The organism is Bradyrhizobium sp. 195, from assembly GCF_023101665.1.
In the GTDB taxonomy this organism is placed as follows: Bacteria; Pseudomonadota; Alphaproteobacteria; order Rhizobiales; family Xanthobacteraceae; genus Bradyrhizobium.
In genome coordinates this window covers 248423-262784 of sequence record NZ_CP082162.1, presented here as the reverse complement: position 1 = coordinate 262784, position 14362 = coordinate 248423, and the positions used below count along the sequence as shown (strand labels likewise).

The following is a 14362-nucleotide window of genomic DNA, read 5'->3' as shown; positions in this document are numbered from 1 at the left end:
CCAGCCTACAAATCCGGGGATCAGAGTTCGAATCTCTTGGGCGCGCCGCTGCATCGTTCGGGCCATGGGACGGGTCACATCAGCTGGTAGATGCAGCATACGTATCTGCGATGACGGTGACAGGTTTGGGCATTGCGGACACCTCACCAGTAAGCGTCCGAGCCGTAGGCTAATAGGGGCTTCTAGGCCAACTCGGCGAGTAGCGCGGCGGCTTCTTTCAGGTCGCGCGTATCGAAGTCTTCAGTGAAGCAGCCATAGATCGGCGCGAGCAGGTCGCGGGCGTCGGTGTGCTCGCCTTGATCGCGCCAAAGGCGGGCCATGCTGGTGGCGGCGCGCAATTCCCAAAGCTTCGCGTCCTGTTGCTGCGCCGTTCGTAGCGCGCGGCACAGCCAGCGTTCGGCATCGTGTCGATCCGATGTGGTGATCAGCACCCCCGCCATGAGCCGGTACAGCTCCGCCTCGTACCACCGCTCGTCGGTTCGCTCGACCACCTCCAGGGCTTCATGTAACAGGCTGATCGCTTCCGCGGTTCGGTTCGCTCGCCGGTGCGCTTCCGCCAGAAGACCAAGATAGTAAGGCACCTTGATCTCGGCACCCGTCGCCCGCTTCGTCGCCAGACCCCACCGCATCCTGCTGATGGCCTCCTCGATCGATCCTCCCATCGCGAGCGTGGCCCATCCTCGGAAACAGGTCCCTGTTCCCACGAGGTGCGGAAAACCATGCTGGGTGGCGAGTGCCACCAGTTGCTCGGATCGTTCCTCAAGGATCGCTCCGTCGCCGCGAATTTGGTGAAAGACACAGTTGACGTGCAGAGCGAATGCCAAGGAATAAGGATGCGACAGCTCGCGCGCCCAAGCCAGCGCGCGTCTGCTTTGCGCCAGCGCCTGTTCCGCTTGTCCCAGCAGCAGAAGTGTCCATCCGACAAAGCTCTCGCAGGCAACGCGCTGATCGTGGGGCGTCAGCTTCGGAGGTCGGTGCTCAGTCTGATCATAGAAGCTGAGCGCGTGCTGCAGATGGTGGAGCGCACGGTTGAATTCGCCGCGAAACAGAAGGCTGAGGCCCAAGCACTTGTGCGTTATCAGCTGGGTGTCGCGGTCATTTCGGCCTTCGGAAAGCGCGGCAAACTCTTCCGCGAGCTGATGAGCGGCGCGGATCTCGGCGTGATTGTGCAAGACCGAGTGGGCGCCGTTCAGGGCTATCGCGGCCTGGGCTCCCGCCGGGGCCTCACGGCACAGCTCGCGGGCACGGGCATACGCTTCAGCGGCCTTAGGCGATGCCCATCCCTCGGCTGCCGTCAGAGCCCCGGCGAGGGCGAGCCGAAGCGAAAGTTCGTCGGACCCTCGCTCCGGACTTTTCGGCAGGCTGACGAGCAGGTTGAGCGCCTTGCCAAAGTGCGCAGCCGCCTCGGCCATCGTCGAACGTTGGACGGCCGACCGCCCGGCTTGGTCCCAATACGCGATCGCCTTTTCAACCATGCCAGCGCTGGCATAATGCTGCGCCATCAGCTCAGGCCGGGCCGCTGCAATCTCTGGAAACTGGCGTTCCAGCGTGCTGGCAATCCGGCCATGCAGTTGCTGCCGTCGGGTGCGCAGCAAGGTGCTGTAGGCGGCGTCCTGCACCAGCGCGTGCTTGAAGGTGTACGTGGCATCAGGCGGCGTCCCGCGCCGGAACACCAGTTCGGCGCGCATGAGCTGCTCCAAAGCCCTCTCCAGCCGCGGTGGCAACATTTCGGCGACGGCGCTGATCAGCTCGTGAGAAAACTGCCGCCCGAGCGCCGCTGCGATCTGCGCCACTTCGCGAGTGGGCGCCAATCGGTCGAGCCGGGCCAGAAGCGAGGCCTGGAGCGTCGTCGGGATCGCCAAAGGAACCAGCGGGCCGGCCAGGGAATAATGGTCTCCGGCATCGGTCATCGATCCGCTCTCGACGACTGACTTGGTCAGCTCCTCGATGAACAACGGCACGCCATCGGTCCGATCGATGATCTGATCTGCAATCTCCGTGGGCAATGTCTTGCCCCTGGTTACGTGCGCGATCATCTCGGCGCGGTGCCGAGGGGGCAAGCGGTTGAGACTGAGCAACGTTACGTGCGGACGGCCGACCCAGGGCGGCGTGAACTCGGGTCGAAAGGTGAGAATCATCAGAACCCGCATTGTCGCGGCTCGATCTATGAGCAGATCGAGCGACTCCAGCGTGGTGGGGTCGCTCCAGTGAATGTCCTCCCATAGCATCAGCAGCGGCTGCTGCGCCGCTAGTCCTTCGACCTGCGCAAGTTGCACATGAAGCGTTTTCTCTTTGCGCTTCTGCGGCGTGAGATTGAGCGGCGGGTAGCGGTCGCCGGTCGGTATCGACAGCAAGTCCGCCAAAAGCGGCACAGCTTCGCTCAGCTCCTCGTTGGCCAGAGCCAGCACCGCAATAAGCTTATCCAAGCGGGTCTCGGCCGTATCCTCGCGCCGAAATCCGGCCGCCTGCTCGAGCTGGGTGATGCTTGGATAAAGGGCACTGTGCTGATGATGTGGCGAGCAGAAATAACGCGACCGCGTGTGTGCCTCGCCCAACTGCTCCAGCAGGGTTTGGGCAATGCGCGACTTGCCGATGCCCGGCTCGCCCACGATCAGGACGACGGCACCGTCGCCGGCCTTGGCCCGATCCCAGCGCCGCGTCAACAATGCGATCTCTTCCTCGCGACCGATCAACGGCGTGCTGGCGGCGCGTAGGGCCTCGAACCGACTGCCGACCAGGCTCGCGCCCACCACCCGCCAGACACGCACCGGATAGTCAATTCCCGCAATCGGCAACGTGCCCAGATCGCAATAATCAAACAGACCGCCAAGCAGGCGGCGCGTGTCGTCTGCGATGACAACCGAGTTCGGTTCGGCAAGCCCCTGTAGCCGTGCCGCAAGATTAGGGGTTTCACCAATGACCGCTTGTTCCTGGGCGGCGCCCTCACCGAGGAGATCACCGACGACCACGAGGCCGGTGGCGATGCCGACCCGCGCCTGCAGTGAGCTCGCCTGGCCCGCATCGAGCTTCGCCACGGCCTCGATCAAGGCGAGGCCCGCGCGCACCGCTTGTTCGGCGTCCTCCTCATGTGCCTGCGGGTAACCGAAATAGGCCAGCACGCCGTCACCGAGATATTTGGCAACAAAGCCGCCGGACCCGGTGATCACCTCGGCGCAACGGCGGTGATAGGTGCTAATGATGTCGCGCAGCTCCTCTGGATCGAGCCGCGCCGACAACGCGGTGGAACCGACGAGGTCGACGAACATGAGCGTGAGCTGGCGGCGTTCGGCTTCGGGAGCCTTGCCGCCGGGACGGTCGGGCTCGACCGAACGTTCGGTCGTCTTGCAAAAAGTTTTCGGCTCGCAAGGCGGCAATCGCATCGAGGAGGATACGGCGATGGCCGACCGCCGTCACGCCGAGGTCTTTGAGGTCCTCCGCGGTCAGCTTGGGCAGGATTGCCTCATCGATCGCGTTTTCCCGGAATGCCTGCTCGTAGCGTTCCAGGCCGAGGCCGCGCAGCCAGGCAGAGATATCCATGCCATTCACCGCACATTTGGCCGCACTCATCCACTGGCCATAGCCGTCGTCACGTCCGCCGGTCCGTCAGCCGTGCGTCGTCGGTCGAGCCGCTCGCGGATCAGACCGTCGCACCAGAATGAGAAAGCCAGTTTACTCCACCCCATGGGACGAGACACGTTTTTTTGGCTCGTGAAGCGTTGGAACCCGCGGATCAACCCGGAAGCGAGCCCGTGAGGAGTCCCGAACGACGCTCACCGTCACTATCCCACCGACGCATCTCGCGCTCGCCGACGGGGTGATCAAGTGAGAGGGCTACTTCCGTCGTTGGCCCTTCGCGATCCTCCCACAATGTCCGCTTTTGTGCCGCTGTTGGGTGACAAGCGGCCATCAAACATGCCCGCTGCATTCATGATTTTATGAGTACGCGACCTAGATTTGCTCAACCTGAGTTCTTCGCATTTTGACCCAAAGCGGCCATCGCCTAGTTCTCGGAGCCCGGGACGCAGGTCGGGTACTGTCCTATTTGATCCAATCGCCAAAGCTAACTGGATGTTTTTGGAACCCCTGCCCCATCGCTCGATTGTGCGGCATGACCAAGTCGCCGCCGAGCCCAATGCCAGAGAAGCCGTCCGAGACGAATAGGCGCGTCATGGATGAGGTTGAGCTGGAGCTGGAGACCAACCTGAAAAGCAAGTCGCCACCACTCGACAAAGAAGGACTGCAAAGTTCTTCAGGCGACGGAGGGTGATTGTAGTGCCTCCCGGCGGTACTCTACCTCATGCTGCAAAATTTTCTGGCCTGCATATGTTGGGCTTGTCCCATCAGGAACGGAGCAGAGCCGCCCGATCTTGCTCGACTTCCTCGGCGTCCTTGTCGTCGAGGGTCATGAGTGAGTTCTTCGCATCCCCGTTGACTCTCAACAGTTCGTCTAACTTTGCATGAAGAGCTTGCGTGTCGCGGTGCTCAGCTCGCTGAATCCAAGGTCATCCCCCACGTCGAAAGCGTCGCCAGATCGTGCCACCCGAGCCCACCGCCAGCGAAAGCCCAAAGTAGTCCGTAGACGACAAAGACAGCGAATGCGGCTTCAGGGTTGGGCGCGCGGTGGTGGCTCGAACCGCTCTATCTTCTCTTTGCCCCGCCATAACTCGACGGCGTGACCGTCAACAAGCTGCTGGGCCCGCTGGCGGGCGCTGTCCTCATCTTCACAAACGAGGTCAATCCGGCCAGTAATGTGACCGTCTTTGTCGACGATATATGCTTTGTATTCTTGCACCTTGCGCTCTGGTCTGTGCCCCGTCCGGACAGACATTTTAGAACGCTCCAAAACTTGGCGTCGAGTCCCTTCAGGATTGCAGGACCTTAAAGACCACAGCGGTCCGTCTTCTTATCTCGTCCTCGATTTCTTTGAGCAACTGGAGGAGCTTGGGGCCGTCCATTTGCTCACGCGCGGCTCGCTTATAGCGCTCCACGATCTTCAGCTCAGTCGTCGGAAAAGGTCCAGTCCCGCTTCCCATCGCCGTCTCCAGTTCCATAGGGCTCGTGTCCTCAATTGGTGATCGAGAGCCGAGATGCTCCCGCTTTCAATGCTTGGGGGCTGGCGCGTTAAGTTCGAGCCATTCTGCTCTGGTCCGGTACTCCTCCGCGATTTCTTGAAGGGCAACTTTTGTCCGAGGTTCGGTTGTTTGCGCGGCTTGCTCACGCGCGATTCTCTCGAGCTGGCGAAGGTCATCTGCCATGACCGCTCAATTTACCAGGCGTGCCAGAGCAGCGCACTAACCTACGCTAAAGGCCGTCACTTTCTTTAAGAAAGGCTTCTGCTTCTCCCGATCGGTACTGCGCGACCACTTCGACCGTCGCCGACACCGTCATGATCGGGGCTTCTTTCGTTCTTACGTGGACGGACAGCTTCTCGGTTAGGCTTGAAGAACTGTAATCTCGTATCCCCTCGGCCAAATATCTCATCGCCGCGTCCCGCGCGGCGCCTAAGTTCGGAAGCTCTTCGCCCTGGTCGTCAAGGATGGAGCCGGCCGAGTCCTGATAGTCGAAGTAGAAGCGCATGTGGGCCAATACTGTCTTGGTTGGGGCGTTCCTATCCGAGCGAGCCGGCGCCGAGCGTTTAGCTTTACTTACTCAAAATGAGCAGTCGCCTAACCCGCGTCCTTCCACGCCCCTTCAAGGTTGTTTCGGCTTCTGAGGTCGGGCGGACTGTTCCATCGTCCAATGGAGGCGCTGGAGCCACCATTGGGTCTCTACGATGCATGAGCGGTTCTGCCGACCAAGCCTGCGGCTCTCGGCAATGGCGTCATCGGCTCGTTTGAGAAGGTCGCTTTCGGTCTCGCTCATACAGCAAAGCTAACCGCCGGTAGCGTGTCCGTCACGTTACAAGTCCGCTCCGCGTCTCAGGGCGCTTGGTCGACTCCCTTCAAGGAAGTGCAACGTGGGAGCCTCAAAGTCAGCTAAGGGTCTTGGTCGTGTAAAAACGCCTTCCCCGGGAGGGTGGTGAGAAGCCAGGACGGTTTGGTCTCAGGCCGCGATCGCGGCCATCAACGGCTTGGTCCCGACGATGTTTATGGCCCGTGTCAGGTTATAGGCCAGGACCGAAAGAGCCATCTCGGCGGCTACTTTTGGAAGCGTTTTGGTGAGGAAATGTGTCGGTCCCATGCGGGCCTTCATGGTGCCGAACGGATGCTCGACCGTCTCGCGACGCACGCGCATGGCTTGTGCGCTTGCATCAAGGCGTTGCTGCACAGCTTCGAGCAGATGCTCATGCTCCCATCGTGGAATCCGTCGCTCCGGCCCTGTCGTGCATTGCGATTTGAGTGAACATTTTTGACAGGCCATGGTCCAGTAGCGCTTTATCCGCTTGCCATCTTCCTCGTTCGTAAAGCGATACGGCAGTTGCTCCCCAGCCGGACAGCGATAGGCGTCTTCCCCCGGCAAATAGGCAAAGTCCTGCTTGCCGAAGCGGCCACGCGAACAGGGTTGCTCTCGTCAATGAAATCATCGAGGCATGGTAATAGCGTTCGTTGCCCACGATCCGCCTGCTTAGCGAAGCGCCTCATCAGCGTCCCCCGCTGAATCACGAGGAAATCATAGCAAAGCAGCGGCGTTTTCACACAGCCAGGGTCACAGGCGGACGAGCGCTACCAAGTCAGCGGCTGTCTGTTGTCGCCTTGAAAGCGGACACTTCCTGCGCGATCGGACGGGTCAGCATTGGGCCAAGAGGCGACATCGGCCAAGATTGCGAACTGAGGGCGCACCTAATTGTGCGCGCTCCCGTGGCACTTAAAGGCCGCCTTATCAGCATCTAGCAATTGGATGGCGCATCGGATCATCGCTAGGCTAAACGCGTCCATTCCCGGTGATATCAACCCGCGGAGCTGTTCAATCTTGTTGTCTGTCTGGTCGCACTTGTTGCACATGTGCATCCCGCGGCTTGGAGGCGGGAGCAACTAGCTCTCAGTCACCGATAGTAGCCCAAGATTCGAAAGATGATTATGCTTAAAGCCGCTCTTCGAGCGGCGTTCCTGGAAAGCCACATGGAAATCACGATCTGCTGCTAGACGTCGCGTCCGACGGCTTTCCATCTCAAGCAAAAACGCCGCCCGCTTAAATAAAGCGCAGGCGGCGGTTACCAGCCCCGGGAAGGTGAGAGTAAAATCCCGATAAAGGTTGGTCTCCACGTGGCGTGCTGAAGTTCATCACGCGGACAAGAACGAGGCCTAAATTCAAGATGGCGGCTGTAGTCCCGGCGAGGTCAACCACTTGTTCAGTTCTCCGGCAACATCGATCTGCCTGGCTTTTCGCAGAAGCTCCGTACGGCGGACGCCAACGGGCATCCCCTTGGCCTGAAGGCGGAGATTGATCGCCTCTTGCGCGAGGCGGTATTCGAATGTCAATGATTGTCTGGGGGCCGTTGAGCCGGCATGTTTGACGCTCCGCTGCGGGGTTGAGCGGGAGCGCAACTTGCGTTCACACCACCGATAAATGCTAAGGGCCGCTCGATGGTAGTGGGACAGTGCGCCTTTATCTGCCGAATAGCGAGCGCTTTGTTTCGGTTCCTGGCAGGTGCGAAATTGCCGAGCGTCAGTCGCTAGCTGACTGGTCTGTAATGCGGTGCTGGCTGGGAGCAACTCTCTTGCAGTTCTCCGCCCTGCCGCCGATCTTTTGTGATCCGCACTTGCACCGTGCCACATCGGCACCGAGAGGCAACGTACCGAGGACTAAATTCAGCTCCAGGCGGGCTGCAAACCGAGCGTGTCTATTGGTGCTGCTGATCTCTGAGCAATTGGCTGATCGCACGTTGAGCTGCGCTGATAGCCTGCGCTCGATTGAAGGCGATTCCGGTTCTGGGGGACCGACCATCTCGCTCAAACGACCATTTCCAGCCCGACGGATTGATCGTCTGGACTACCGTGTATTCATTTCCCTGATGTTCCATGCGCCATCATTACTCTGCATCGAATCGACCCGTAAGCAGCCTCAAATTCCCGTCACTCAGCATCGCTTGAAGTCTTCACTGAACGATCGACACGGACCGCCCTCGAGCAGGCGCTGCTTTCGCATCTGGTGCTCCTTGGAACTCGCGGAGCTGTCCGCCCTGTCGTCTAATGCCTCCCCGCTAAATGAAGGGCTCGCCTTCGTTGGCGGACCACCCGGCGACCTCTAGCATCCTCTTTCGTCATTTTAATTGGGCCTCTGAATTGGAGCGCACGACACGCCCACGCGTCGGCGAACTCAGCGACCGCGGCAAATATTCTTTAGCTTTGCGGCGGTTCTGGCTTCTTCGTCAAGGAATGGGTCCTTGTCGCCTGACGATGAGTCGATAACGGTCTCGGCTGGCTTCCTCGTTTTTGGAGGAAACGCCGCGTCGTAACAGGAGAGGCGCGCGCTGGTGCTTTCGACCGCACGGCAGTTCGGCTCCGCGGCGAAAGCGGCTGGCGTAGGGACGCCAAGTGCCGAGGCCAGGAAAAGCGCCGCCGTCCATGAACCTGTTAGGCCGGCGTCATGCTGAACCTCTCATTCCTACTTACCTGCCCAAGAGGGACGCTCGCCGGTCCAGGCCGGAAGAGCATCCCATTCGGACCAACGCATCCGGCGCTCCTCGTCTCCGACCCTGACGAAAACAAAGGGCGCATCGTCCCGTCCTGTTTTCGAACCAACAAAAATTGCCGGGGCTCCATAGGCGTCCCTGATGATCGCTGTGTTTGCCATTTCCGACTCCTGTCTGGCCGGAGTCTTGGCTCGATCACCCGGCCGCGGTTGAGGGGACCTACCGCTATAGAACGGCCGCGGCCGCGATCAGAAGTAAAAGAAATATCGGCACCAATAATGGTGGTACGAGCCAATCACGAATATCGAATTTGACAGGATCGGACATCTGACCGCCCACTTTCAGTTAGAGGCGGGAGCGCAACGCTCTCAGTCACCGATAGATGCCACTGATCGGGGCGGTGATGGGTAATACCCTAGGCTACAACAGCGCGCAGCGATATCGAAAAATGCGCACACCAATGCGACGAAATGGCTGTCAGCGCCCTAACTCCGACGAGGGCAGAACGGTGGGGTGCATTGCGTTCCGTTTCTGCTGCAAGTCGGCGACCACGCCGGTAATACGCTCTGCGGTGAGCGGATCGAAGGGGAAGGCCGCGAGTCGCCGGTAATGCGAGATTATCTCGTCTAGCTCTGTGCACGTTTCGCACATCGGCTCACCCGCTCAGGTTGAGGCGGGAGCATACGGCTCTCGGTCACCGATAATAGAGGATGACACTGGCTAATGGCTGCCGGTGCTTTCAGTTCCTACTTGAAGGAGCGGCCACCGGGCGCGGGCTGCGGGCGCAGGAAAACGTCGCGCCGAATGTGCGGTAGGGGTCAAAAGCTGCGGTGAGCACATCCATCATCAGACGTCCGTTCGCCCTCAGTAAGCCGATATGGCGATCGCCGTTCGTTGCCGGTTGAGGCGCCCAACAGGCACCAAGCACTTCGCAATGGCCGAGTCCGAGCAAATCCGATGCAAAACCAGCGTCGGCTGAAATGGAAGAGCCCGCCTGAGGTGGCTAGTACTCGTCCTCATCGCTGTGATGGAGATTAAAAGCTCGATCGTACCTGTCGCGGGCTTCGGTACCTACGCTGTATCGGCCGGGCCACCATGAATGTGGTGGATTGTAGTTGTCGTTCTCAGCGTCTTCCTTGGCTTTTCTGCTTAACTTCTCGGGCGTCCAAAGCGACATGGATTTATCTTGACTCATGCCTAGGTCCTCCGAGGGTGCTGCGGCCTATCGCACCGGCAGCAATTTGAAGCGACGTGCCAATCGCCCAACAGCATCCCACCAGAACTCTGAATCCATCGTGCACGGTCTCATCGAGGACAATCATGCTGACGGACAGAAAAAGAGCGAGCGCAGCAAAGAAAGTGCCGGCCGCGCTGGCGAGCGCCGCCGCGTCGGCACCGAAGCTCCATTCTTCCGGCCGTTGGAATCTTGCTCTGTGCGCAACACGGTTAGGCAGATCGATGCCCAGATAGAAACCAAAGGCCCCGTAAAGCATCATCAACAGGACCATCCATTCGTTCTGAAACAACGCGGTTTGCATGCGCATCAGTCCGATGGCCACGTAAAGGCCGCCCGCGCCGCCCACCATGGCAAGTCCACATCTTTCAAAGATGTGCGCCACCTTGATGACCCCGGAACGGCCGAGCCACGTCGTGCGGGTGACGTAAGCGTACTTCGCCAAGTGCTTCTCTCCAAACGACAAAGAGCTAAAGACAACCGCAATGCGCATTTTCGCAGGCTGCCGGAGTGCATCTTGATGCTGTTCGAATATTAATTTCAGAATGATGTGTGCCTACCGGCGGCACTGGGCCGCCATTGTTGGAAGCGGAAACGCCGATGTGTCGTCGCTCTTGAGGCAGCTCTCGAGCAATCCGCCCGACCAACTAAAGGGTACGCCCTTTTCGTTCGAGCACCTAGTGAATAGCTCCCGTTTGGGGAAACTTATCGTGAGGCTCACCCAGGCCCTCTCGCATATGCCCAACGTTCATGCACTTTGGAGAGGCGAGAGCCGATTTCAGATGGGCCAATGGGGCCGCCGCTTGGTTTGGTGGATGCCTCAAGTAACAAAAAAAGATAGCTATCCTGGTTGCTGGCGCTCGTCCGCCATATAGCGGTATTCAACATCTCGTGCGCTCATTCCGGCATCTGTGCTTGGCAGACTCGCTGGCGCTGGGCGAGAAACGCCGGCCAGTGCTCGCTTGCCTTGAAGCTCTCGAGTTTGGTCGCTCGACACACAGCGGCTCAAGTCAGATCAATGATGGCGACCGGCTGCATCTCGAAACCCAACTGGATCGAAGCGGTCCACTACGTTAAATCCGAACCTATGTCCATTGTCGGAAAACGAGTCCGAGGCGGCTAAGGGCCAGGAGACGACGTCAGAGGCGCTCGGCTGAGAGAGCCGATTCGCATTGGTCCGGTCGAGGCGGCGTTCCGCTATTTCAACTCGGCCGGCCCGAAATCCGGCTTCCTTGCGGCTCGGCGCGGCGGCGATCACCTTAGCCTTGTCCTTCTTTGCTTCTTGGTCTCGCTATTGCCGCGCTGCTGTCCCTTGGCCATGTCGTCGGTCTCATCTGAAGGTTTGAGTTCGTCCAGTTCATCCGATTGCAGCACGCGGCCGCGCGGCGTGCAGACCTTCACGTCCATGAAGCCGTCGCGCAGAAATTTTCGCGCCAGCCGCAGAGCAAGGCCGGCGGTGCCGCGGCCGAGATTGGCGCAGCCATATTCGTTGGTTGCACTGACCAGATAGGGAATGCGTGTTGCCCTAGCCATGGAAGAGCGCCGCCGCACAAGCGAACAGCAACAGCGGAGCGACGATTGGCGGAACGATCCATTCCGAGGCGCGAAAACGCGACATCGCATGCTCCTGCGCGACAACGACATGGTCGTGCTTCAATGACTGGTTTCTCGGCGTGAGCGCACGTGACCCTCAGTCACCGGTAGAAGCCGTAGTGGAAGATGCGGTGATGGATGCGACGCTACGCCTGCATCACGCCATTAGCGAGGACTAAAACGCCGCGCACCCCGATGGCGCGATAGTGCTGGCTATTAGCGCGCATAAAGCGCATGGTCGTGATCGCCGGTGTCGGTGGGGCCGCTCTCACAAGAAAGTAGGCGCGCGTGACCATCCGTTCGAGGCGGGAAACCGTCACATTCAAGCATCCGTTCCACATCCGCGGCATCGCGCGCGAGTTGCCGGCTGGCGGCTATGAGGTCGTCACCGACGAGGAGATGATCGATGGACTCTCGTTCGCGGTCTGGCGCCGTGTCGCCACCATGATCACGGTGCCGTCCGAAGCCGTGCAGGGCGCGACGGAGGTGCGCTCGATCGGTTCGGTGGACCTTGCGGACGCTCAACGCGCCGACGTGAACCGCTGATGACCGACATCCCGGTCGAGCTCGATCAGCACCGCGGCATGGCCGCGCAGAAGGCAACCGACCTGCGCCGCGCGCTGGCCGAGGTCGAGAACAATGTCAGGGAGCTGCGTGAGCGCGAGTCCGATCTCGAAAATCGCCTGATGACGGTGCCCGCCACCTCGTGGCCGGAGGCCGCGGTGAAGGCGCGCTATCTGCTCAATCTCTATATCGCGGGCCTCCCCCACGAGGACACGCGGCACCGCGCGCTGGTGGCAGCGGTATTCGACGATTTCCTCCGGCTCGGCGAGGAGGGCTGAGGCGAATAAGGAGTGGCGATGACATTGACCAGTGGCCGCTTTGTCAGAGTATGTCCAGATGATCGTCCGGTTCTCGATGCGTGACGACGCCGAGATTCCTTGCGTGACATCGACCTCTGCGATGCACTGCCTCGAGCCGGCTCGCGAGCACTTCGCACAGCACAACCTTGAACAAATCTGCTTGTGCTTCCGGATTCCAAACGACGTTCCGGGGGGGTGGCTATGTCCGAAGCCAGGCCGGTCGAACACGATCACCCGGTAATTTTCAGCCGCGCGATCAATCAGGCCACTCGACCGGAAATCCTGGATCCGTTGCCATGGAAGAGAACGAGAGGCCGACCACTGCCGCGTTCAACATAGTGCAGTTGGACGCCGTTGACCTCGATAGACCGCCCTTGTGGAGGATTATCGCGCTGCGCCTTCTTCGCAAGCTGTCGATTGACGAGCGCGGCGCCGGTAGCGGCACCAGCAACTGTGGTAAGTGCAGGGTGTCGCCGGAAGGCGACGAGACAGTTGGACAGTAACCTGGCAACGAGCATGCGGGGAGGTCATTGCAGTACCTCGCTGGGTCCTGCACGATGCCTCAGGCATTGAGAAATGTTGCAGGTGAAGTGAACCGACAGGCCCCCACTTCGTTCCTCACTCTAGCCTGTGATCTGGCATTTCATCCTTCGCCGCAATGGGCCGTCGATGAGCCGGCGCGGCCGCCGGCGGGAGTTGCCGTTGATCACCTTGAACATTCAGCATACGACGACTTATCGCTTCCATGAGCCGGTAAGCCTTCTTCCTCATCGCCTTATGCTGCGTCCGCGCGAAAGCCGTGATGTTCGATTGCTATCCAGCCGAATTGCGGCGACGCCTGATGCAGTCTTGACATGGGCCAGCGACGTGTTCGGGAATGCAGTTACAACAGCAACGTTTGCCATGAAGGCCAGCACTTTGGTGATCTGCAGCGCTGCAAAGCTTCAGCTCGCCTCGGTTGAATGGCCTATTTTCGACATCTCAGTCTCGGCAACATCTTACCCCTTCCTCTATTCCAATCATGATTGGGTCGATCTTGGCGCTTTGGCCACTCCGCAATTCGCGGACTCGGAAGGGACCTTGCGAAACTGGGCACAAATGTTTGTTCGCGGAAGGGAGACTGACACATTGGCGCTGCTCAAGGACCTAAGCGTCGGGGTTTCGCAAGCGGCTCGATATCAGAGCCGTGACGAAGAAGGGACCCAAATGCCCCTGGAGACCTTGAGTCGTGGCTGGGGTTCATGCCGAGATCTGGCGGTGTTGTTCACCGAAGCGGCCCGCGCGTTGGGTTTCGGAGCGAGGATCGTTTCCGGCTATCTTTACAACCCGGTCCAGCAAAGTGCCGGCTCCGGCGGAACAGGATCAACGCATGCGTGGGCCGAAATCTTCGTACCGGGAGCGGGCTGGATCACGTTTGACCCAACAAACCGCAGTTTAGGCGGCTTTAATTTGGTTCCCATCGCGGTAGCTCGCGATATCCGCCAGATAGCGCCGGTGTCGGGCAGCTACATCGGCAGTACAAATGCCTTCGCTGGTATGTCAGTTGAGGTTCTGGTCACCTCATAGCTCACGACCGAGCAACTTCTTTGTCGAAAGCCAATTGAATCAGAGTAGCTGAGTGTACGCTCATGTCGTCGGGTGGATCGCCGCGGAAGCCATTGCGCTGCAGCAAGGTTCGCTCTGCCGCCCCCCTGAGAGCGTGAGGGGAAAGTGACAGCAGACGCGCAGCTGCCTCTTCGAACATCGCACGACTAGACGCCTGCTAATCTGGATTGGACTGCCGTATGATCAAGTTTCCAAATCAAAGCCGCTCATATGACCGGACGAGACGCGCAGTGCATTTTCTGGGGGCTCAGACAGTGCGATTGAGGCATCATTCTTCATTGAGGAAGACGCCTTGAAACGACTTCAGCCTGGCGCCTGTCACGACGAAGCTGACTTCCTGAATGCGTTTGATCGCAATCGCGATGCGATCTGCGCTACAGCCGCAAAGGTTTATGTGCGCGGCAGCAGGGGCTCTTACGATCTTGTCGCCAGTCAATTCTCAAAAGGCGTCTGATGAACAATAAACCCAAGTCGCTTTTGGCCCGCGATTCCAGG

General features: G+C 59.7%; 11 protein-coding genes and 2 pseudogenes. 4 read left to right on the top strand and 9 right to left on the bottom strand.

Annotated features, from left to right (window positions below):
* Positions 1-182: 182 nt before the first annotated feature.
* The 8 genes and pseudogenes from IVB26_RS40010 to IVB26_RS39975 form a co-directional block, all read right to left on the bottom strand.
* Entirely contained in the window at positions 183-3266 is a 3084-nt protein-coding gene (locus tag IVB26_RS40010) for an AAA family ATPase (RefSeq protein WP_247973879.1), read from the bottom strand.
* Positions 3193-3537 (bottom strand): SAM domain-containing protein, encoded by a 345-nt coding sequence (locus IVB26_RS40005; RefSeq protein WP_247973878.1) that lies wholly within the window; start codon positions 3535-3537, stop codon positions 3193-3195. The genes IVB26_RS40010 and IVB26_RS40005 overlap by 74 nt, the downstream gene beginning before the upstream one ends.
* Before the next feature lie 803 nt (positions 3538-4340).
* Positions 4341-4439 (bottom strand): hypothetical protein, encoded by a 99-nt coding sequence (locus IVB26_RS40000; RefSeq protein ID WP_247973877.1) that lies wholly within the window; start codon positions 4437-4439, stop codon positions 4341-4343.
* Positions 4440-4862: 423 nt separating this feature from the next.
* Positions 4863-5051 (bottom strand): hypothetical protein, encoded by a 189-nt coding sequence (locus IVB26_RS39995; RefSeq protein WP_247973876.1) that lies wholly within the window; start codon positions 5049-5051, stop codon positions 4863-4865.
* A 250-nt stretch (positions 5052-5301) separates the two neighbouring features.
* The gene (locus IVB26_RS39990; protein WP_247973875.1) at positions 5302-5577 is read right to left on the bottom strand and encodes a DUF6894 family protein; all 276 of its coding nucleotides are present in this window, start codon (positions 5575-5577) and stop codon (positions 5302-5304) included.
* Between the two features lie 465 nt (positions 5578-6042).
* A pseudogene (locus IVB26_RS39985) lies at positions 6043-6495 on the bottom strand (transposase); the annotation flags it as partial.
* A gap of 3258 nt (positions 6496-9753) precedes the next feature.
* Positions 9754-10251: a hypothetical protein gene (locus IVB26_RS39980; RefSeq protein ID WP_247973874.1), complete on the bottom strand. Its 498-nt coding sequence runs from the start codon at positions 10249-10251 to the stop codon at positions 9754-9756.
* A gap of 809 nt (positions 10252-11060) precedes the next feature.
* Entirely contained in the window at positions 11061-11339 is a 279-nt protein-coding gene (locus IVB26_RS39975; RefSeq protein ID WP_247973873.1) for a hypothetical protein, read from the bottom strand.
* Between the two features lie 348 nt (positions 11340-11687).
* On the opposite strand from IVB26_RS39975, the gene IVB26_RS39970 reads away from it, so the two are divergent.
* Together IVB26_RS39970 and IVB26_RS39965 are read left to right on the top strand one after the other, a co-directional pair.
* Complete coding sequence (locus tag IVB26_RS39970; RefSeq protein ID WP_247973872.1) at positions 11688-11945, top strand: hypothetical protein; 258 nt, start codon at positions 11688-11690, stop codon at positions 11943-11945.
* On the top strand, positions 11945-12241 hold the full coding sequence (locus tag IVB26_RS39965; RefSeq protein WP_247973871.1) for a hypothetical protein: 297 nt from the start codon (positions 11945-11947) through the stop codon (positions 12239-12241). Before IVB26_RS39970 ends, IVB26_RS39965 begins: the two co-directional genes overlap by 1 nt.
* Before the next feature lie 148 nt (positions 12242-12389).
* Here the strand turns inward: IVB26_RS39965 and IVB26_RS39960 are convergent.
* Positions 12390-12780: pseudogene (locus IVB26_RS39960) on the bottom strand (alpha/beta fold hydrolase); the annotation flags it as partial.
* 184 nt (positions 12781-12964) lie between these two features.
* On the opposite strand from IVB26_RS39960, the gene IVB26_RS39955 reads away from it, so the two are divergent.
* Complete coding sequence (locus IVB26_RS39955; protein WP_247973870.1) at positions 12965-13828, top strand: transglutaminase family protein; 864 nt, start codon at positions 12965-12967, stop codon at positions 13826-13828.
* Positions 13829-14159: 331 nt separating this feature from the next.
* A complete protein-coding gene (locus tag IVB26_RS39950) occupies positions 14160-14321 on the top strand; it encodes a DUF1488 family protein (RefSeq protein WP_247973869.1) in 162 nt (53 codons plus the stop codon).
* Positions 14322-14362 lie beyond the last annotated feature (41 nt).

Coding starts and splice junctions, on each gene's coding strand:
- IVB26_RS40010 (WP_247973879.1), bottom strand. CDS start 3,266: ATGTTCGTCGACCTCGTCGGTTCCACCGCGTTGTCGGCGCGGCTCGAT.
- IVB26_RS40005 (WP_247973878.1), bottom strand. CDS start 3,537: ATGGATATCTCTGCCTGGCTGCGCGGCCTCGGCCTGGAACGCTACGAG.
- IVB26_RS39995 (WP_247973876.1), bottom strand. CDS start 5,051: ATGGAACTGGAGACGGCGATGGGAAGCGGGACTGGACCTTTTCCGACG.
- IVB26_RS39990 (WP_247973875.1), bottom strand. CDS start 5,577: ATGCGCTTCTACTTCGACTATCAGGACTCGGCCGGCTCCATCCTTGAC.
- IVB26_RS39975 (WP_247973873.1), bottom strand. CDS start 11,339: ATGGCTAGGGCAACACGCATTCCCTATCTGGTCAGTGCAACCAACGAA.
- IVB26_RS39965 (WP_247973871.1), top strand. CDS start 11,945: ATGACCGACATCCCGGTCGAGCTCGATCAGCACCGCGGCATGGCCGCG.